Origin of the sequence: Micromonospora sp. NPDC050187 (assembly GCF_044459745.1) — a bacterium.
Classification (GTDB): domain Bacteria; phylum Actinomycetota; class Actinomycetes; order Mycobacteriales; family Micromonosporaceae; genus Micromonospora.
Genome location: NZ_JBITJH010000013.1, coordinates 168037 through 188967 on the forward strand (window position 1 = coordinate 168037; position 20931 = coordinate 188967).

Genomic DNA, 20931 nt, shown 5'->3' on the forward strand with positions numbered 1-20931 from the left:
CGACGAGGCGTTCTCTCCGGTCCGGTCGGGGCCGGAAGCAGCAAGGACGTACGTCAATGCGGTTCGGTGGCCGCCCCGCGCCGCGCCGCGTCCGGTGTAGCGCTCGGGCGCTGTGATTCGGGCGGGGAGTGCGGTCCCGGAGATCGACTTAATGCCCCTAAAGCCGATAGGGATTACCTTCAACCCCACGCGGCCGGCTCGCGGTGTCCGTGAGCCGTCGGTCCGAGGCGGTACGCCCGGGATGCCGGGCCGTGCCGAGAGTGGAGGGGACGACATGTGCGGAATCACCGGCTGGGTTTCCTTCGACCGCGACCTGCGGTCGGAGCACCAGGTCATCGAGGCGATGGTCGGGACCATGACCCCTCGGGGCCCGGACGCGGGCGGGCGCTGGCTCGACGCGCACGCCGCCATCGGACACCGGCGCCTCGCCGTGATCGACATCGTCGGAGGGCAGCAGCCGATGGTGGCCGAGGCGGCCGGCGCCGAGGTGGTGCTCACCTACAGCGGTGAGGTCTACAACTTCGTGGAGCTGAGGGAGGAGCTCCGCCGCCTCGGCCACCCCTTCCACACCCAGAGCGACACCGAGGTGGTGCTCCGTGCCTACCTCGAATGGGGCGAGGAGATGGTGCACCGCCTCAACGGCATGTACGCCTTCGCGGTGTGGGACCAGCGCCGCCAGTCACTCATCCTGGTGCGGGACCGGCTGGGCATCAAGCCGCTGTACTACAGCCAGGCCGCCGGCGGGGTGCTGTTCGGCTCCGAGCCGAAGGCGATCCTCGCCCACCCCGAGGTCGAGCCCCGGGTGGACCTGGATGGCATCCGCGAGGCGTACAGCCTGCTGTTCAACACCGGCCCGTCGGTCTGGTCCGGCATCCGGGAGGTGCTGCCGGGGTCGGTGGTCCGGTTCGACCGGTCGGGCCTGACTGAGCGGACGTACTGGCGGATCGAGGCCCGGCCGCACACCGACGACCTGCCGACCACGCTGGAGAACGTCCGGCACCTGCTCGTCGACAGCGCCCACCGGCAGCTCGAGGCGGACGTGCCCCGGTGCACGCTGCTCTCCGGCGGCCTGGACTCCACCGTGCTGACCGCGCTGCTCAACCGGGAGATCCAGCACCGGGAGGGCCCCGGCGAGCGCATCCGTTCGTTCGCCGTGGACTACCACGACCAGCAGGAGCAGTTCACCGCCGACGTCCTGCGCTCCAGCCCGGACGCGCCGTTCGCGCGGGAGGCAGGCGAGTTCATCGGCTCGGACCACCACACGATCCTGCTCGACCCCGACCGGCTCCTCGACCCGGCGAACCGGCAGGCCGTCGTGATCGCCCGGGACTCGCCGATCGGCGTCGGCGACATGGACACGTCCCTCTACCTGCTTTTCCGCGAGATCAGACGGACCTCCACCGTCGCGCTCTCCGGGGAGGCGGCCGACGAGGTCTTCGGCGGGTACCCCTGGTTCCACTCGCCGCAGGCGATCGCCGCCGACACCTTTCCCTGGCTGCTGGTCACCAACGACCGGCAGGCCATGCCGCTGCACCCGGACCTCTCCGCCAAGCTGCGGCTGCGCGAGTTCCAGGCGGACACCTACCGGGACGCCCTCGCGGCGGTCCCGGTGCACGACGGGGAGTCGCCGGAGGAGCGACGGGTCCGGGAACTGCTGCACCTGAGCCTCACCCGCTGGCTGCGGCAGCTCCTGCACCGCAAAGACCGGCTCAGCATGGCGGTGGGACTGGAGGTCCGGGTGCCCTACTGCGACCACCGGCTCGTCGAGTACGTCTTCAACGCGCCCTGGGCGATGAAGACGTACGACGGACGGGAGAAGAGCCTGTTGCGTTCGGTCGCCCAGGGCCTGGTGCCCCAGTCGGTGCTGGACCGGCTGAAGAACCACTACCCCTCCACCCACGACATCCGCTACAACCGGGGGGTCCAGCAGCAGGCCACCGAGGCGCTGAAGGACCCGCACAGCGTGCTGCGCGAGATCGTGGACGTCGACGGCGTCCGGCCGGCGCTGGAGGTGCCGCCGGAGCGACTCGGGTGGGGCCACCGGCTGCGTCTGGAGCGGGTCATCGACCTCTCGCTCTGGCTCGGGTACTACAACCCGACCCTCACTCTCTGATCCGTCGCCTCCGGTGGTGGTGGATGGTCGCACCAGGTCCCGGCGTTGCAGTAACACTTAACCTTCTTTATAGTTCGATGGCAATAAATACTGTCATCGTTCCTGGAGGTGGCTCGTGCGACTTCGCGGCAGACCGATCCTGGTGGCCGGCCTCATCGCGGCGGTGGCGCTGGTGCCGCTCGCCCTGTCCACCACCGCCGGCGCGGCGGCGACACCGACCGCGAGCTTCACCAAGGTCAACGACTGGGGCTCCGGGTGGGAGGGTCGCTACACGATCACCAACTCGGGTGCCACCACGATCACCTCCTGGCGTCTCGAGTTCGACCTGCCCGCCGGCAGCACCGTCGGTTCGTACTGGGACGCGCTGTTGACCAGCAGCGGACAGCACCACACCTTCACCAACCGGTCCTGGAACGGCACGGTCGCCCCGGGTGCCTCGGTGACGTTCGGCTTCCTCGGCAACGGCTCCGGTGGCCCGACCGGCTGCACTCTCAACGGTCAGCCCTGTGCCGGCGGCACCACACCGACCACTCCGCCGCCGTCCACCACCGCCCCGCCCACGACGCCGCCCCCGACCGCCAGCACCCCGGTCGCGGCCAACGGCCAGCTCCGGGTCTGTGGTCGCCAGCTCTGCAACCGCAACGGCAAGGCGGTCCAGTTGCGTGGCATGAGCACGCACGGCATCCAGTGGTACGCGAACTGCGCCACCCCGGGCTCGCTGGACGTGCTCGCCCGGGAGTGGAACGCCGACGTGCTGCGGATCTCGATGTACATCCAGGAGGGCGGCTACGAGACCGACCCCCGCCGCTTCACCGACATGGTGCACAACTACATCGAGCTGGCCACCGCCCGGGGCATGTACGCCATCGTCGACTGGCACATGCTCAGCCCCGGCGACCCGAACCACAACCTCACCCGGGCGCGCACCTTCTTCGCCGAGATCGCCGAGCGGCACAAGGACAAGGTCAACGTGCTCTACGAGATCGCCAACGAGCCCAACGGAGTCTCCTGGGGCAGCATCAAGAGCTACGCCGAGCAGGTCATCCCGGTGATCCGCAGCCGTGACCCGGAGGCCGTGGTCCTGGTGGGCACCCCGGACTGGTCCTCGCTCGGCGTCTCCGGCAGCGGCGGCGGGGTCGACACGATCGCGGCGAACCCGGTCACCGGCGGCAACCTGATGTACGTGTTCCACTTCTACGCCGCCTCGCACGGCGACCTGTACTACAACACCTTCGCCCAGGCCGCCGACCGGCTGCCGCTCTTCGTCACCGAGTTCGGCACCCAGGAGTACACCGGTGACGGCCCCAACAACTTCACCATGTCCCAGCGGTACCTCGACCTGATGGCCAGCAAGAAGATCAGCTGGACGAACTGGAACTTCTCCGACGACTTCCGCTCCGGTGCCGTCTTCACCACCGGCACCTGCGGCAGCGGTCAGTTCGGCGGCACCAGCCGCCTCAAGCCGGCCGGCGCCTGGATCCGGGACCGGATCCGCACCCCCGACGACTTCTGAGGCTGACCGGAGGGGCCCCGTCCTGCCGTCACCGGTGGAGGACGGGGCCCCTTTGCGGTCAGCTGTGGCCGGCGGTCGTCCGGACGCCGCCCGGCGGCAGGGGGGTCGGTGCCGCAGAGGTGACCCCGGTGGCCCCGGCCTCGACAGTGAAGGTGTACTGCGTACTCATGGAGCGGGTGCCGGTGGCCGTGACGCTGCGAACGGCCAGTCGGTTCGTGCCGGCCCCCGTCGGCGTCCAGGTCAGCGTGGCGGTGCCGTCGGGCTGGGCGGCGATCGTGACGTACGGGCCGTAGTTCATCGAGTATTCGTACGCCGTCGTGCCGGTCAGGCGCGGCGTGAAGTTGAACGTGCCCGTGGCGAGGCGGCCGCTGCCGGTGGCCGGGAAGTCCGTCGAGGTGACCCGGGGCCCGTCCACGACCGACCAGGACGTGCCGCCCTGCTCGGTCCGCACCCCGGCGGCGTTGCGCGCGACGACCTTGACGTAGTGGTAGCCGCCCTTGGTCGGGGTGAATTCGAAGGTCACGCTTCCGTCGGCGGCCGGTGCGAGGACCTGTTCCGTGGCCTCGTCACCGTTGAGCGTCGCCACGTACTCGACGACGTTCGCCATCCGCGTGCGGGCCGTGAAGGTGGCCGGCGTTCCCACGTCGGTGCCGCCGGTGCGGGTCACCGTAGGCGCCGCTCCGTCGACCGAGACGGAGGTCCAGCGCGGTTCTGAGAGGGTGCCGTCCGCGCTTCGGCTCTGGAAGCGCAGGCCGATGACACTGGTCCCGGTGGCCGTCCAGGTGAGGTCGGCGGTTCCGTCCGCGCGGGCCGGCACGGTGATCTTCTCGACGGGCGGTTCCTCGAGACCCGAGTGCTGCGGCCAGTAGAGGTACGCCTCGACCTGGGGCACCCGGGGCGTGAGGTGGAACGTGAGCGACGAGCCGATCGTCACGCCCCGGTCGGTGTCCCCGGTGACCTTCGGACCGTTGTCCACGGTGAACGCGTAGGCGCGGGGAGCGTGTGCCGTGCCGTCGTGGGTGACGCTGTGGACGTGCAGGGTCTGCCGGCCGGCGCGGGTGGGAGTGATCATGGCCGTCGCCGTCCGGCCGGCGCTGACCGGTACCGTCCCCGACGGCCCGTCCTCGTCGATCCGCCAGACGAACGACGCCGTGCCGGTGACGGTGGCGGTCAGCTCGAACGCGCCGGGCACCCCGACGTTGTAGTTCAGGTTCGAGCCCCAGTCCGGGTACGCGGACGAGAAGATCGCCGGGCGGGTCTCCTTGACGTAGAACTCGTGGTGGGCCGCCCCGGACCAGTTCCCGGCCCGGTCGACGGCGTAGACGGTCAGCGAGTGGTAACCGGCCGCTCGGGGAGTCCACTGGACGGTCGCCGGACCGCCGAGTTCATCGGCGTCCACCAGGGAATAGTCGTCGTCGCCGCTCAACTCGGCCGAGTAGAACCGGTAGCGGTAGCCGACGGTGTCGTCGCTTGCCGAGGTGAGCGTGAAGGCACCGGGTACGCCGATCGCGCCGCTGGCGTCGTCCCAGCTCCCGGCGGGATACACGACGGAGGTGACGGCCGGTGCCGGGCCACCGGTGCGGTCGACGGTGAAGTGGCACGTGCTGCTCCACGGGGACGCGTCCGTACCGTCGAGCACGCGCACCCGCCACGCGTACGTGACACCGTCGAGTTGCTTCGCCTCGTCCTCGAGCTGGACGTAGACCTGGTCGCTCTGCTCGCCGACGCCACGGAGCCACTGCTGCGGATGCTCCGGGTCGGCGGTGTCCCACACCTGGAACTCGGCCTGCAGACCGGTGTCCTCGCTGGTGCGGCTGAAGGTGCCCCGCAGCACGACGGCCTGGGCGTCGTTGAGCCTGCTGGGGCTCAGATACGGTCCCGGCGTGGCCGCGGCGCAGGGCTGGTCGGCCGTCCTGAGATCGGTGGGCGCGGTCACCGCCGCGGCGGCCGGAGCCGCCGTCAGCCCCACCGCCAGTCCCCAGCCGAGCGTCGATGCCAGGACCAGCGCCGTTGTCCGGCGATGGGCTCGCGAGAATGAAAGCATGTCGGTCTCCCCGTGACGGATCGTTTGGTCACCCGTGCGAGAAGGATCGCACGCCGGCACGACCACGGGAGTCCCGTTTTCTCCCGGGTGGCTCCCGCCGCATCCGGTCGATCAGGCATTGACAGCTGTCGTGGTGGCGTCGAGACTGGTGCGACAACTCGACACGCGTGTACGTGTGGGGGAAGTCCGGTCGGATTCCGGCGCTGGCCCGCAACGGTAGGCCGTCCGAGGTGCACACCCGGCGGCGAGCCCGAATACCCGACGTACCCGCGATCCCCGCTCCCCACCCGTCGTGGCCCACGGGTCGGAGTCCGGGTCGGCTGCGCCCCTCGGGCGATCGACCGGGATCTGACGACCGCCGGGCCGGAAAGGTGCTTCCGATGGTCGTCCGCCTGAGCCGGGACCGCCTGCTCGCCCTCGCCGCTGGTTCCCCGTCACGACGCCATTCGTTCGCGTTTCCGGGAACTGGTCTCCACCGTCGCCGGCAAGGCGGACGACCGAAGAACAGCCGGCGCGACGGCCGGAGCTACGATTTCGCGCCGAGACCGACCCGGACGTCGACGTGGTCGTCCGGGACCCCGTGATCGGACGCGCTCCGGAGCCTCTCCCCGGTGTGAAGGGCACCTGTTTCACCCGTCCTCCGACGTGAACCGGCGATGTCCACCCGCTCGTGGTACCGGGGTCGTCGGGCATTCCGAAGACATCGGAGACCCGACGAGCATCCATTACCGCGAGATTATTACATTGTCGAGCGTGGATTAACTGAGCTACTCGTGGCATGGTGGCCCACATGGAAGTACGCGTCCGTCGAATGACTCTGCGTCTGCTTACGACGTTCCGGAGTTCACGTCTCGCCTACGACTCGACCGACACCTGCGTCGTGACGATCGTCCACGGCGGCGTCGCGGGGCAGGGGGAGGGAACACCCGCCTGGGCCCACGGCGAGACCGTCGAGGAGGTCATCGAGGCGGTTGCGGCGGAGGGTGCAAAGATCCTCGGCCCCGACCTGTCCGACCCCGACGAGGTCCTCGACCGGGTGGCGGAGTGGGCGGCGCCCGTCGGCGCCCGGATGGCCCTCGACGGCGCCGTGCACGACTGGCTCGGGCGGACGGCCGGCCAGCCGACCTGGCAGTTGTTCGGCCTGACCCGCACCCTCGCGCAGCCGACGGGCTACACGATCGGCATCGCCAGTGTGGAGGAGACCCTGGAGGTGGTGGCGAACGCCCCGGACGTGGGTGCCTTCAAGATGAAGGTGCGCAGCGCCGAGGATCTCGAGCGGCTGGTCGCCGTCCGCGCGGTGACCAGCCGTCCGATCCGGATCGACGCCAACGAGGCGTGGAGCTTCGAGACGGCCCGGGACCTGACCCCGCGCCTGCGTGACCTCGACATCCAGCTCATCGAACAGCCGTTCCCCACGGACGCGGTCGACACCTACCGCCGCTACCGGGACCTGCCCGACCGGCTGCCGGTCTTCCTCGACGAGGGCTGCACCGACGTGGCCAGCGTCCATGCCGCGCGTGGCCTCGCCGACGGCGTCGTGGTGAAGCTGGCCAAGTCGGGCGGTGTCCGGGCCACCCGCCGGGTGATGGAGACCGCGCGGCGGCTCGGCCTCTCGGTGATGCTCAGCTGCAACTGCGAATCGGAGCTGGCGCTCAGTCAGGCTGCGTTGCTGGCCCCCCTCGCCGACCGGATCGACATCGACAGCCAGTTCCTCCTCCGCGATCCGCCCTTCCGGGGACTGGGGCTCGACCAGGGGCGGATCGTCCTCGGGGACGCCCCGGGTCTGGGGGTCGTGGCGGGGGAGGAGGACCGCACGGTCCCCGCCGCCGGGCCCGGACCGGCCGCGGGATCCTGACGGTGGGCCGGTACCGGACCGGGACCACCGCAGGGCCCCGTGCTCCCCGGCAGCCGTCGGTGCCCCGGGGGCACTCCTTCACCGGTGCCCAGATCGCGTTGCTGGTGGGCGGCTTCCTGGTCAACGTCGGTTCGTTCTCGGTCTACCCGTACCTCGCCGTGCTGCTGCGCGAGCGGATGGGCGCGGACATGGCGCAGGTCGGCGTCGTGCTCGGGGTGGCGACCCTGGTGCAGTTCGCCAGCGCCCCGGCAACCGCGGCGCTGGCCGAGCGGCTCGGCCTGCAACGGTCCCTGGTCAGCGCCCTGGTTATGTACAGCCTCGGTGGTGGCGCCTTCCTCCTGGGAGCGGGAAGCCCGGCGCTCACCGTCGTGGGCCTGTTCCTCATCTCCGGTGGCGGGTCGCTCTACTCACCGGCATACCGCAGCTATCTGGTGCACGGCGCGAGTCCCGGGCAGCGCCCCCGACTGGTCTCCGCCGGCAACGCCGCCGGGAATCTCGGTATCGCCCTCGGGCCCGTGGTGGGGGCCCTGCTCATCCAGCACCCCGGCCAGATGTTCGCCGTCGTCACGGCGGTCTACACCAGCCTGGCGGTCGCCCATCTCTTCCTCCGCCGGGAGCCGCGCACCGAGGACGCCCCGCCGGTCGAGCCGTTCCGGCGCATGCTGGCCGGTCTGGCGGTGCTGCCCTTCGTGGTCACCGCCCTCACCTACTACGTGCACATGCAGTTCTTCCAGTACCTGTCGAGCTATGCCCAGGGCCGGGTGCCCACGGTGTTCTTCGGCGCGACCATGATGGGGTACTCCCTCGGTCTGGTCCTCGTGCAACCTCTGGTGGCGCAGCGGGTCGAGCGGATGAGCCACCCCGCGGCGATGGCGATCGGGTTCGGCTGTCTGGCGGTGGGGATGGTCTCCTTCGCTGGCGGGGACGAGCTGACCGTGGCGGTCGGCGTCGCCGCCATCAGTGTCGGCAGCGCGGTGCTGCTGCTCAAGAACGACCTCGAGGCGCTGGCGAGGTCGCGGCGTTCCGCGACCGTGGTCTTCGGCCAGCAACGGCTGGCCGTCGGGATCGGCTCCTTCCTCAGCGGCGCGGTCGGCGGCAGTGTGTACGGGTTGTTCGAGGGCGGCGACCATCTCCCGGGATTCTGGCTGGTCGTGGCGGCCCAGTGCGTCCTGCTTCCTCCGCTCGTGCTGGGTGCGCACCGGCTGCGCCGACGCGCACCCGGCACGGGGGAGGCGCCCTGACCTCTGGGCGGGTGGGTGTCCGGACGGCCCCGTCGGGCGCGGGCCCGCCCGTGCTGTCGGCGGGCCCTCACCCCTTTCCGGCCGGTCTTCCCGCCGACGGACCGGAGTTGCGGGCCCCGACGGCGACCGCCGGCGGAGTCGGGCCGCCGCGTCGTGCCCACGGCATGGTCGACCAGGGTGGGGTCAGCTCGTCGAGAGAGGTGATCTCGACGGGTTCGAGGGTGCCGGGGTCCGGAGCCTCCCGGTGCCGGGCGAACACCTGCTCGACGTAGCGGTGTCCGGTGTCGGCCCCGACCAGCAGGTGCATCCGCTCCGGACGGCGCCGTGCCTCCCACAGGGCGGTGAGGTACGCCGCGCCGGTGGAGAGGCCGGCGAAGACCGCGTGCGTGCGCATCAGTGCCACCGTGCCGGCCATGGCGTGCCGGAAGGTCATCCAGTGCACCCGGTCGTAGAGCTCGTGGCGGACGTTGTCGAAGGGGATGGCGCTGCCGATGCCGGCGATGATGGCCTCCGGGTCCTGGAACCGTTCGCTGCCGAAACTCACGCTGCCGAACGGCTGGACCCCGATCAACGGGGTCGAGGGGTCGTGTTCCCGCAGCGGCTGGATCAGGCCGGCGCTCGACGCGCCCGTGCCGACGCTGGCGACCACGGCCAGCGGCGCGTCGGGCAGGGCCTGGCGCACCAGCTCCGCCATCTCCCGGTAGCCCCGGTAGTGCACCGGGTCGTGGTACTGGCGCATCCAGTGCATGCCGGGGTTGACCCGCAGGAGTTCCCGCACCCGTTCCACCCGTCGGTGCTGGTCGAGCCGCAGGTCCCGCTCGGGGGGCATCTGATCCACGGTGGCGCCGAGGATCTCCAGCTGTGCCCGGATGGTCGGCGTCACCGTCGTCGAGGCCACGATGTGGCAGCGCAGCCCGTAACGGTGGCAGACCATGGCCAGGGCGAGGGCGTAGATGCCACTGGAGCTGTCGACGAGGGTGTCACCGGGGCGAATGGTCCCCGCCTTCAGCAGGGCACGTACCGCTCCCAGCGCGGCGTAGATCTTCAGGGTCTCGGACCGGGCGAGGACCACGTTCCCGGACAGTCGGATGAAACTCGGTGCCTTGACCGCGTCGGTGACATGGGAGTGCAGCAGCGTCGTACTCGTCGAAGTACCGCTGAGGGGCATGACGGATCACTCCTCTGTGCTCGGTCGGGACGGGCCGCGATGGTGGGCGGCCGCAGCAGTGGATGGCGCGATCGTGCCCGGATTAGGCGAGCGCAGACACTATATTGACACTAGCAGATACGTATTGGGAGTGGTCCGAGTCTGTCTTTCCGACATGCGGTACGCCAAGTGTACATTTCACGGAGGCGGGTGCCTGAATCCCCGCGCATTGGATGAGTGGCCCGGGATGGTGGTATGGTTCCGAGTCGACGGGGATTCTGGGCCAGTCATGCTAAGACTCCTATGGATGGGTGTCCTGTCCATCGAATGGATCTTCAGATTGGCATCCACTGCGGAATTCCGGCCTCCTGCGGGGGCTTTCCGCGCCGTCGCGCGACCTGTTGTGCGTCCGCCGCCGTAGGAATCGGAGCTGCCGATGGAGTGGTTTGAAGACGACACGTTCTGGGTGGACTTCGCGGGCGCCCTGTTCGCTCCCGCCCGCCGGCAGGAGGCAGCGAACTGGGTGGCGACCTCGCCGCTGCTGGACCTGCCGGCCGGCACCGCGGTGCTCGATCTGGGCTGCGGCCCGGGAACCTACGCTGTTCCCCTCGCCGAACGCGGTGCCCGGGTCACCGGGGTGGACCTCAGCGAGGCGATGTTGGACCTCGCGCGGGAGGCGACCGAGGCGGCCGGCCTGAAGGTCCGCCTGGTCCGCGCCGACATGCGGGAGTTCGTCGAGCCGGACTCCTACGACCTAATCGTCAGCATGTACACGTCCTTCGGCTACTTCGCCGACCCGGCGCAGAACCAGCGCGTGCTGCACCATGCCCGGCGGAGTCTGGTGCCCGGCGGTCGCCTGCTGCTGGACCTGTTCAGCAAGGAGGTGTTCGCCCGCTGGGCCGGCGTCCCGAAGGTGGTCGACGTCGAGGGCGGTTCCCTGTTCATGCGGGACACCATCCTGGACGACTGGACCCGGTTCCGCAGCGACTGGACCCTGGTGCAGGGCGGCACCGCCCGGCACGGCTTCTTCGAGCAGTTCGTCTACAGCGCCGCCGAGATCCGCGCCATGCTGACCGCCGCCGGGTTCACCGGGATCCGCTGCTTCGGCGGCTTCGCCGGAGAGCCGTACGACAACCACGCGAAACGACTGGTCGTGCAGGCGAGCCGCCCGCTGGACGCCGAGGAGGCACCGTGACCATCGCGCTCGTCGAAGCCCTCACCTTCGGGCTCGCCCACCTGCGGGACGCCGCCGCCGAGGCGGGACACCGGCTGTGCCTGCTCACCGGCAACCGGTCGGTCTACTCGTACGAACTCGACCGGCTGGGGCCGGACGACCTGACGGTGGTCGACGTCGACACCACCGACGTCACGGCCTGCGCCGCGGTCCTCGACCGGATCCCCGACCTGGCCGGGCTGGTCAACTCCACCGACACCTGGATGCTGCCCGGCGCGCAACTGGCCGAACGGTTCGGCCTGGCCACCCTCGGCCTGGACACCGCCCGCACCCTGCGGGACAAGGCCGAGGTGCGTAACCTGCTGCACCGGGCCGGACTGAGCCGGGCTGGCGCGATCCGGGTGGAGCCGACGGCCGAGGCGGTCAGCGAGGCGGTCGCGGCGATCGGTCACCCCGTGATCGTGAAGGACTCGGCGGGCACCTCCTCCCGTTCGGTCTGGTTGATCCGCGACGACGCCGAACGCGACCGGGCCGTCCGCCAGGTCGCCGACGCCACCCTGATGGGCTCGCACCTCGTGGCCGAACCGTACTTCCCCGGGCCCGTCTACAGCGCCGAGACGGTGACCGGGGAGGGGCGCACGCGGCTGCTCGGCGTCGGGGTGCACATCCACACCCCGGAACCGGTCCGGCGCGAGGAGGCCGTCGCCTTCCCGGTCGCCTTTCCCGCCGAGGAGTTCGCGCACCTGGAGACCTGGATCGGCAAGGTCCTCGACGCGGTCGGGTTCTCGTCCGGGATCGCCCACACCGAGTTCGCCCGCACCCCGGACGGGCCGGAGGTGGTGGAGGTCAACGGGCGGATCGCCGGGGCGGTCATCGGGGAGATGATGTGCCGCTCCCTGGGGACCAACGTGTACCGCGCCGTGATCGACGCCGCCCTCGGCGACCGGCCCCGGCTGCTGGACGTGCCGCTGTCGCCCGGGCCGGGTTACGGCATGACCTTTCTGCACCCCCCGGCGCCGGGCCGCCTCGCCGGCTGGCGCGGGCCCGAACGGCTCGGGCTCTTCCCCGGCAGTCCCGAGTTCTATCCGACCGCCCGGGTCGGGGACCGGATCGTCCACCTCGCCGACCAGCGGGGCTGCACCGCCCTCGTGCTGGCCGAGGGGCCCACCGCCGAACTGGGCCTGTACCACTCGCTGGCCGCCGCCGGCACCGTCACCCACGACATGCGACCGCTGGACTGACCCGACAGGAGGCGCACCATGAGGAACTACGGACCGGACACCTACGGCGAGACCAACGCCGACGTCTACGACGAGTGGCATGCCGACCTCGACCCGGCGGACGCCGTCCGCTGCCTGGAGGAGTTGATTAAGGAAGGGCCGGCGGGGCCCGTCCTCGAACTGGCCGTGGGTACCGGCCGGGTCACCATCCCCCTGGCCGAACGGGGGATCGACCTACGGGGCGTCGACGCCTCCGAGGCCATGGTCGCCATCATGCGCGCCAAGCCCGGCGGCGACCGGATCCCGGTCACCATCGGCGACATGGCCGACGTCGACCCGGGCACCGACGACCAGTTCGCCATGATCTTCGTCGTCTTCACCACCTTCTTCTTCCTCATGAGCCAGGAGGAGCAGGTCCGCTGCTTCGCCAACGTCGCCCGGCGCCTGGTGCCCGGCGGCCGGTTCGTCCTGGAGTGCCTGGTACCGGACATGGCTCGCTACCAACGCAACCAGAGTGTGGACGCCCACCGGGTCGACCACGACCACGTACGCCTGGTCGCGGTCCGTCACGACCCGGTCGACCAGCGCTTCGACGGCCAGCACATCCTGATCAGCGACGAGGGGATCCGCCTGGCCCCGGTCTCCATGCGGTACGCCTGGCCGTCCGAGCTCGACCTGATGGCCCGCCTCGCCGGGCTCGAACGCCGTCACCGTTGGGGCGGCTGGCGCGGTGAGCCCTACCTCGGCAGTGGCACCCACGTCACCGTGTACGAGAAGCCCGCCTGACCATCTCCCTGACCGTCTCCCGCCGGCCGCGCCCGATCCGGCCGGCGGGGCACGGACCGGTCACCAGCGGGGGAACGGGCACCGTTCGGGGGAATCGCGTCGCCGCCGGGAACCCGGCCGCCACCGGCGAGCGACTGGAAGGACAGCGTCCGCGACGGCTGTCCGGACCGTCGGACCGGGTACAGGTGGTGGAGCGATGACCCGACCAGGATGGACGATCGCGTCGTACGGCGTCGCGGTCGCCCTGGTGGCCTCCGGTTGTGGTGCCAGGGTCGAACCGGAGCCCCCGCGCGGCTCGGCCGCCCCGCCGGTCACCGTGGTCAACTGCGGCCGGGAGGTGACCTACGACGGGGTCCCCGAGCGGGCGGTCGTGTACGACGTCGGCATGTCCGAGATGATGTTCTCCCTGGGCCTGGCACCCAGAACCCGGGGGTGGGTCGCGAACCGGGTCTACGGCGGCATCGACACCTCCGCCTACCGGGGGGACTTCGAGCGGGTCGAACGGCTGGGCGACAGCCGGATCAGCCTGGAGATCGTGCTCGAGGCGCGCGCCGACTGGGTCTTCGCCGGCCACAACCAGGGCTTCGTGGAGTCCCGGGGCATCACCCCGGCGATCCTCGCCGGCCACGGCATCGACAGCTACGTCCTCACCGAGACCTGCGCCGGCACCGGTGGTCCGGCCGACGGCATGACGCCGGTCGACGGGGTGTACGCCGACTACCGGAACCTCGGCAGGATCTTCGGGGTGTCCGAACGGGCCGAGGAGGTGATCGCCGGCATGCGACGGGGTTTCGCCGCGGCCTCGGTCGGGAAGCCGGCCGAGGCGGCCCGGGTCCTGGTGTCCGACGTGTACGAGGAGAAGCCCTACGTGGCCGGTGCCGCCAGCATCGCCACCGCGATCGTCGAGCAGGCCGGTGGCCGCAGCGTCACCGACGACCTCGACCGGACGTGGGACAGCGTGGGGTGGGAGACGGTGGTGGCCGCCGACCCCGAGGTCATCGTCATCGTCGACTACGGGGTGTCGTACGAGGAGAAGCGGGCCGCCCTGATGAGGACCCCGGCGATGAGGAACGTGACCGCCGTGCGGGAGGGGAGGATCTTCCGCCTGGAGTTCGCCGACGTCATGGCAGGCCCCCGGGCGGCGACCTCGGCCGGGAAACTCGCGGCGTACCTGCGCTCCATCGGCCGGTGAGCCGGGCCGTCGACCGCCTTACCGGCCCGCCGGCTCCGGCGGGGCGTCGTAGAGCAGTTGGGTCACCCCCGTCCGGGGGTGGGTGACCACCACGGCGTCCACCTGGAAGACCCTCCGTACCAGGTCGGCGGTGAGCACCTCGGCCGGCGGACCGACCGTGACCAGGTGTCCCTCGTGCAGCACGGCGATCCGGTCGCAGACCGTGGCGGCGAGGTTCAGGTCGTGCAGCGCCACGAGAGTGGTCAGTCCGGCCCGGCGCAGGAGGCCGAGCAGGGCGAGCTGGTGCCGGATGTCGAGGTGGTTGGTGGGCTCGTCCAGGACGAGAACCTGCGGTTCCTGCACCAGGGCCCGGGCGATGAGCACCCGTTGGCGCTCCCCGCCGGAGAGGGTGAGCAGGCTCCGGTCGGCGAAGTGCGCGACGTCGAGCCGGTCCAGTGCCCGCCGGCAGAGGTCCCGCTCGGCGCGGGTGAGCTGCTGGTGGTCGCGACGGTGGGGTGCCCGCCCCATGGCGACCACCTCGAAGACGGTGAAGTCGAGTTCCACCCGCTGCTCCTGGGTCAGGGCGGCCACCCGACGGGCGGCGTCGCGTCGGTGCATCCCGTGCAGGTCCGCGCCGTCGAGCAGGATCCGACCCGCGGTGGGGGCCAGAGCGCGGTACACGCAGCGCAGGGTGGTGGACTTGCCGCTGCCGTTCGGGCCCACCAGACCGACGACCTCGTCGTGGCCGACCGTGAGCCGCAGGGCCGCCACGAGCGCCCGCCCGCCGACGCCGACCGTCAGATCCTCGAGGAGCAGTCCCATCAACGTCCCCCGAAAAGGTAGTCACGACGGCGCATCAGGGTGATGAAGACCGGCACTCCCACCAGCGCGGTGACCACGCCGATCGGCAGTTCCAGCGGCGCGATGACCACCCGGCAGAGCAGATCCACCCAGACCAGGAAGCAGCCCCCGACGAGCGGCGCGACGACCAGGACCCGACGGTGACCGGAGCCCACCAGCATGCGGACCAGGTGCGGGATGATCAGGCCCACGAAGCCGATCACCCCGCTGACCGCCACCAGCACCCCGGTGACCCCGGCGGTGAGGACGAACAGGCGGCGTCGCAGGCCGGTGCCGTCGATGCCGAGACTGGCCGACGTCTCGTCCCCCATCGACAGCACGTCCAGGGACCGGCTGCTGCGCCAGAGCAGGACGAACGCGACGCCCGTGACCACGGCGGCCACCGGAAGCGAAGCCCAGTTCGCGGTCCCCAGTCCACCGAGGGTCCAGTACAGGACGGTCCGTGCGGCGTCACCCCGTGGGGAGAGGAAGACCAGCAGACTGGTGACGGCCTGGAGGGCGTACGCCGTCGCGATACCGGTCAGCACGAGACGCAACGGGTTGAGGCCGGCCGTGCCGCGGGCCGCCAGGAACACCAGGGCCGCCGCGGCGAGGGCCCCACCGAAGGCGGCCACCGACAGGGCGTGGACGCCCAGCGCGGTGAACATCCCGAAGACCACGACCAGACAGGCACCGACCGAGGCCCCGGAGGAGATGCCCAGGACGTACGGGTCGGCCAGCGCGTTGCGGACCATCGCCTGCGTGGCCGTCCCCACCATGCTCAGGCCGGCGCCCACCACCACGGCGAGCAGCACCCGGGGTGACCGGACCTCCCAGACGACGGAGTACGCGGCCACCTCGTCGGCGCGGATCGACCCGCCGGTGATCGCCGCCTCCAGGTAACGGAACGTGTCCCCCAGGGGCACGGTGGTCGGGCCCAGGGCGATGCCCAGCAGCGCCGAGCCGACCAGCGCCAGCGTCAGGGCCAGGACCATCGGTGGCAGGGACCGTCCCGCCGGACCGGAGGTCGCCCCCGGCTCCCGGTCGGGCTCCACGGGCGCCCGTACCTCCACGTCGAGCACCCGGCCGCCACCGCGATCCGGTCCACCGCTCATCGCGCGTCCTCTCCTCGTGGGTTCACCGACCGGGTGCGTGCCCCTACGGTAGGTCGCCCCAGGGGGTGGTCGAGTTCCGTCGAGGGGCGGACAACTTCGGCGAAAGTCCAGGTCCGCTGGCAGCGAGGCTGCCAGGACATCGGAGGAGGGATCAGGGCTAGACCAGTATTTCTTGCCCCGCAGTCGGTCGTCAGGAGCGCGTTTGACCAGCGGAAATGTGGTTTCGACAGCGGGGGGTGTCGGGGCGGGAGGGTTCCCCGGGAGCCTCGGCGTCGGCCGGGCGGTCTTGACGTAGCCAGGTGCGGCAGGGATTCTCAGTACTGGCATAGACCATCCTTCAGAACCCCCCCCATCAGGCCCCCGGGCCCCGATGGCCGATCCGCGCTCCTGCTGACCCGACCGGATCGGCGGCTCTCGGGCCGGTCAGCCATCTGCGGTGGCCACACCACCGCGCTCCGCGCCGGCACCCCACCGGCAGAAGACCCTGATTCGGACCGACAAGTGGAGGTCGCGTGTTACTGACACGCTCTTTTCGCGGTCGTCGTCACCGCCCTGTCATATTCGCCGTCTCGGTCACGCTCGTCGTAGGTGTGCTGAGCCCCCTGCCGGCCGGTGCCGAGCAACCGGCTCCCGCCGGCGCGGCGGCCCGGATCCTCCCGGTACCGCAGCAGGTCACCTCGCGTCCGGGCACCGTGGTGCTGCCCCGAACCGTCGATGTCGTGGCAGGCGAGGCTGCCGACGCGGCGGCGCGGACGTCGCTCGTGGGACTGCTCTCCGAGCACGGCGTCACCGCCCGGGTCGCCCGCGACAGCGACCTGTCGTCGCGCGACCCGATGATCGTTCTGGGCGGACCGGGGGAGACGCCGGCGAGCACGGACGCGCTGCGCGCCCTCGGTGTCACCGGACCGGAGGCACTGCCCGCTGAGGGATACGTGCTGGCCACCGGCCGTGACGGACGTGGCCGACAGCGGATCGTGCTGTCCGGGAAGGACGGCGTCGGCACGTTCTACGCCGTCCAGTCGCTGCGTCAGCTGCTCGAACGGAAGGGTTCCGGGGTAGCCGTCGACGGTGTGCAGATCCGCGACTGGCCGGGATACAAGATCCGCGGTGGCATGGAGTCCTTCTACGGCCCGGTGTGGTCGCAGGAGGACCGGCGCTCGCAGATCGAGTTCCTGGCCCGGCACAAGATGAACCAGTTCTTCTACGGGCCGGCGGACGACCTGCGCACCGGGTCGAACTGGGACTCGTTGTACGAGGCGGCTGAGCTGGCCCGGTTGAAGGAGATCGTCGACCTGGCGAAGTCGCGCCACGTCGACTTCGTGTACCGGATCTCACCGGAGGCGCCGATGGCGCCCAGCAAGGGGATCTGCCACGTGCGCGAGACCGACCGGGCCAAGCTGCTCGCCCGGTTCGACCAGATGTGGGAGATCGGCGTCCGGAGCTACGTCATCGCCTGGGACGACGTGTCGGGCAACTTCGCCTGCCAGGAGGACCGGGACGCCTACGGTGGCGACCCGTCGCCGCTCGCGGTGGCGCAGGCCGAGGTCACGAACTTCGTGCAGAAGGAGTTCATCGAGAAGCGCCCCGGGGCCAGCCGCATGGTGACCGTGCCGACAGAGTACTGGGGCATGACGAAGACGGCGTACACCAACCGCTTCGGCGAGCTGCTGAGCACCGACGTCGACCTCTACTGGACGGGGCCGGCCGTGGTCCCGTCGAGCATCACCGAGGCGGACCTCCGGGCCGCCCAGGACGTGTGGTCACGGCACCGGATCATGCTCTGGGACAACTACCCGGTCAACGACTACAGCCCCAACCGGCTGCTGCTCGGCCCCCTCGAGAACCGCGATGCCGGCATGGCGGACAAGGTCATCGGTATCTCCTTCAACGAGCTCGTCACCTTCCAGGAGGCCTCGCTGATCCCCCTCGGCACCCAGGCCGACTACGCCTGGAACCCGGGGGCCTACGACGCGGAACGCTCCTGGACGCGCACGCTGCAGCTCCTCGGCGGCGACGCGTACGAGGAGCTGCGGCTCTTCGCCGACAACAACCGGGCCAGCGTCCTGGACCCCAGCGCGCGGCCGGAATTCGCCGCGCTCATCAACCGTCTCGTCGCCGACTACCGGGCGGGCCGACCGGTGAACGCCCAGCTCGACCGGGTCGACCGTGAGCTGCGCCGCCTCGAGGAACTTCCCGCCGCCCTCCGGGCGAAGCTCGACAATCCGCTCCTGCTCAAGCAGATCTCGCCCTGGCTGGACCGGGTCGGCGTGACCGGCCAGGCAGGTCGGGCGGCCGTCCGCATCCTCCGGGCCCAGGACAGGGGTGCCAGCGAAGCCGCCTGGCTGGCCCGGCGCGACCAGGCCGACGCCCGTGGCACCCTCGACCGCACGTGGCACCAGATCAGTCCCGGGCCGGTCGACGACCTGCTCAGCTTCGCGGCGGCCCAGAGCGACGCCTACATCGGCGACCGCTGGTTCGGCGACCTCGGTGCCCCCACCGGTGCACCGGCCGCCGCTGCCGGATCCGGGTTGGGTCTCCTGACCGACCGGCGCGACGACACGGCCTACGTCGCCGCCGGCGCACCACAGGCCGGTGACGCCATCACGGTCCCGATCACCAAGCCGCACCGGCTGTCGGGCGTGACGGTGGTGCAGGACGCGACGGCTCCGGCGGACGGCATGATCCAGGCGCTCGTCGACGGCAGCTGGGTGAACCTCGGGCCGCTCGCCGAGGGGTTCACCAAGGTGCCCGCCAAGAATCTGGCGGCCAGCGCGGTACGGATCCGGTGGACGCCCGGTGACGTCGTGCCGCGCGTGTACGAGATCGTCCCGCACTACGCCGACGTGCTCCGTGGCCGGATCTCGGTCGAGCCGTCGGGCGCGCTCATCGCACCCGGTGCGACCAAACGGTTCCAGGTCGCGCTCGAGGTGTTCGCCGAGGCCGGGGTGAGTGGACGGGTCACCGCCAGCGGCCCGGAGGGTTGGACCGTCACCCCGGCGACGCAGGTGCTCCGCGCTCGACCGGACGGGCGGACCATCGTCACGAGCGTGCCGGTCGCCGTCACCGTCCCGGCCGACGCCGCCGGGGACCGTCACCAGGTGACGGTGACGTTCCACAAGGACGGCGCGGCGCCGGTGAACGTGTCGCTGCCGGTCATCGTGGGCGACGGCAGCTATCCGGAGTTCGTGGCCGAGGCCGACCCGGCCGGCTACTGGCGGCTGGGCGACGCGGCTGGCTCCCGGACCGCCGTCGACAGTGCCACCAGCGGGCGCGACGGCACCTACCTGGGTGCCGAGCCCGGTGTCGAGGGGGCGCTCCCCGGCGACAGCGCGGCCGACGTCGGGGACGGCTACATCGACGTGCCGCGGGGCCCGCGCACCAACCTGAACGGTCCGTTCACCTTGGAGGCGTGGGTCAAGCTCGACCTGCTCGTGCCGACGCCGGGGCAGGCGATCATCGAGAGCTACAACACGCCGGCGACCAACGGGTACGTCCTGCGGGCGGACAACGGTGTCCTGCAGGCGTGGACGCTCGGCGCTCCCGGCCAGGGGCACGGCGTCGTGACGGGTCGCACCCGGCTGACGCCGGACAGGTGGCACCACGTCGCTGCCGTGTTCGACGGATCGCGACTGACCGTGTACGTCGACGGCGTCGCGGACAACAGCGTCGCGACGACGGTCGCCCCGGGTGGCGGCACGGCGAGCATCAAGCTCGGTGGCCGCGGCGACGACACCTTCCAGCGGCTCCAGGGCGACCTCGACGAGGCGGCGATCTACGACCGCGCGCTGACGGCGGCCGAGATCCAGAAGCACTACTTCGCCGGACTGCGGTAGCCGCACCCGCCGGATGCACGTCAGCCGCCCTGCGGCGGGGGGCTGACGTGCATCTGGATGGCGTAGCGATCCCCCCGGTAGAGCGACCGTCCGTACTCCACGACCTTGCCCATGTTGTCGACGGAGATGCGCTCGATCAGGAAGGCCGGGGTGTCCTCGGCGACCTCGAGGCGCTTCGCCTCGGTGGCGGTCAGCCGCGCGATGGTGACGATCTGCCGGGCGGACTCGAGCCGCACACCGAAGGCGCGGCCCAGGACGTCGTAGAGCGAGTCGTCGCGGCCCAGCACGTCGAGCAGGGTGGGGAAGCGCGCGGCGGCGAGGTTGGTCCGTTCCAGGGCCATCGGGATCCCGTCGGCGGTGCGGATCCGCTCGATGTAGTGAGTCGGCTCGCCGGGAGCGATGTCGAGGTTGGCGGCGACGGTGCGGGTGGCCGGGCGGGTGCGGCCACGGTAGCTCTTGGCGCCCGGCGTCATGCCGCGCATCCGCATGTCCTCGCTGAAGGAGCGGAAGATCTCCGAGTGGGTCAGGGTCGGGTGCTGCACGAAGGTGCCGCGTCCGGGCACCCGCCGCACCATCCCCTTGCTCTCCAGTGCGTCGATGGCGCCCCGGACGGTCATCCGGGCCACCGCGAAGCGCTCGGCGAGGACCCGTTCGGAGGGGAGCAGGGCACCGTCTCGGGAGTCCAGGACCAGGGCGGTGAGCACGTCGGTGATGTGCTTGCCCTTGCCGCGGTTCTGCTCCGCCAGCAACGATTCGAGCGCTCCGTCGCTCGGCTCGTGACGCGTCCTTGGCACGAACCCGTTCTCCCTTCCCCTGTGTTGACGCCATCGTACGGGCAGCTCGTCCCGGATCGGGGGAGGCGAGCCACCCGTTGACCGC

The 20931-nt window shown here is 71.0% G+C and carries 14 protein-coding genes and 1 riboswitch; of the genes, 9 read left to right on the top strand and 5 right to left on the bottom strand.

Going from position 1 to position 20931, the window contains the following annotated elements:
- The first annotated feature begins 274 nt into the window (after positions 1–274).
- Positions 275–2113, top strand: coding sequence for an asparagine synthase (glutamine-hydrolyzing) (gene asnB / locus ACIBJE_RS20755; RefSeq protein ID WP_396750663.1), 1839 nt, complete (start codon positions 275–277; stop codon positions 2111–2113).
- A 136-nt stretch (positions 2114–2249) separates the two neighbouring features.
- On the top strand, positions 2250–3626 hold the full coding sequence (locus tag ACIBJE_RS20760; protein WP_396750734.1) for a cellulase family glycosylhydrolase: 1377 nt from the start codon (positions 2250–2252) through the stop codon (positions 3624–3626).
- Between the two features lie 58 nt (positions 3627–3684).
- Here the strand turns inward: ACIBJE_RS20760 and ACIBJE_RS20765 are convergent, their stop codons facing one another.
- On the bottom strand, positions 3685–5670 hold the full coding sequence (locus tag ACIBJE_RS20765) for a hypothetical protein (protein WP_396750665.1): 1986 nt from the start codon (positions 5668–5670) through the stop codon (positions 3685–3687).
- Positions 5671–5812: 142 nt separating this feature from the next.
- Positions 5813–5951: riboswitch (cobalamin riboswitch) on the top strand.
- Positions 5952–6481: 530 nt separating this feature from the next.
- On the opposite strand from ACIBJE_RS20765, the gene ACIBJE_RS20770 reads away from it, so the two are divergent.
- Complete coding sequence (locus tag ACIBJE_RS20770; protein ID WP_396750667.1) at positions 6482–7525, top strand: enolase C-terminal domain-like protein; 1044 nt, start codon at positions 6482–6484, stop codon at positions 7523–7525.
- 2 nt (positions 7526–7527) lie between these two features.
- Entirely contained in the window at positions 7528–8766 is a 1239-nt protein-coding gene (locus ACIBJE_RS20775; protein WP_396750669.1) for an MFS transporter, read from the top strand.
- 67 nt (positions 8767–8833) lie between these two features.
- On the opposite strand, the gene ACIBJE_RS20780 is transcribed toward ACIBJE_RS20775, so the two are convergent.
- Positions 8834–9934: a cysteine synthase family protein gene (locus ACIBJE_RS20780; protein ID WP_396750671.1), complete on the bottom strand. Its 1101-nt coding sequence runs from the start codon at positions 9932–9934 to the stop codon at positions 8834–8836.
- 415 nt (positions 9935–10349) lie between these two features.
- On the opposite strand from ACIBJE_RS20780, the gene ACIBJE_RS20785 reads away from it, so the two are divergent.
- From ACIBJE_RS20785 to ACIBJE_RS20800, 4 genes are all read left to right on the top strand, one after another.
- Entirely contained in the window at positions 10350–11108 is a 759-nt protein-coding gene (locus ACIBJE_RS20785; protein ID WP_396750673.1) for a class I SAM-dependent methyltransferase, read from the top strand.
- Positions 11105–12328, top strand: coding sequence for an ATP-grasp domain-containing protein (locus tag ACIBJE_RS20790; protein WP_396750675.1), 1224 nt, complete (start codon positions 11105–11107; stop codon positions 12326–12328). Before ACIBJE_RS20785 ends, ACIBJE_RS20790 begins: the two co-directional genes overlap by 4 nt.
- A gap of 18 nt (positions 12329–12346) precedes the next feature.
- Positions 12347–13093, top strand: coding sequence for a class I SAM-dependent methyltransferase (locus tag ACIBJE_RS20795; RefSeq protein ID WP_145835488.1), 747 nt, complete (start codon positions 12347–12349; stop codon positions 13091–13093).
- 196 nt (positions 13094–13289) lie between these two features.
- Complete coding sequence (locus ACIBJE_RS20800; RefSeq protein WP_396750677.1) at positions 13290–14285, top strand: ABC transporter substrate-binding protein; 996 nt, start codon at positions 13290–13292, stop codon at positions 14283–14285.
- Positions 14286–14303: 18 nt separating this feature from the next.
- Here the strand turns inward: ACIBJE_RS20800 and ACIBJE_RS20805 are convergent, their stop codons facing one another.
- Together ACIBJE_RS20805 and ACIBJE_RS20810 are read right to left on the bottom strand one after the other, a co-directional pair.
- Entirely contained in the window at positions 14304–15086 is a 783-nt protein-coding gene (locus ACIBJE_RS20805; protein ID WP_396750679.1) for an ABC transporter ATP-binding protein, read from the bottom strand.
- Positions 15086–16219: a FecCD family ABC transporter permease gene (locus ACIBJE_RS20810; RefSeq protein WP_396750682.1), complete on the bottom strand. Its 1134-nt coding sequence runs from the start codon at positions 16217–16219 to the stop codon at positions 15086–15088. Before ACIBJE_RS20810 ends, ACIBJE_RS20805 begins: the two co-directional genes overlap by 1 nt.
- Before the next feature lie 590 nt (positions 16220–16809).
- Between ACIBJE_RS20810 and ACIBJE_RS20815 the strand changes: the two genes are divergently transcribed.
- Positions 16810–20052, top strand: coding sequence for a beta-N-acetylglucosaminidase domain-containing protein (locus ACIBJE_RS20815; RefSeq protein ID WP_396750684.1), 3243 nt, complete (start codon positions 16810–16812; stop codon positions 20050–20052).
- Positions 20053–20072: 20 nt separating this feature from the next.
- Here ACIBJE_RS20815 and ACIBJE_RS20820 read toward each other — a convergent pair whose 3' ends face one another.
- Positions 20073–20846 (bottom strand): GntR family transcriptional regulator, encoded by a 774-nt coding sequence (locus ACIBJE_RS20820; protein ID WP_396750686.1) that lies wholly within the window; start codon positions 20844–20846, stop codon positions 20073–20075.
- Between the last annotated feature and the right edge of the window lie 85 nt (positions 20847–20931).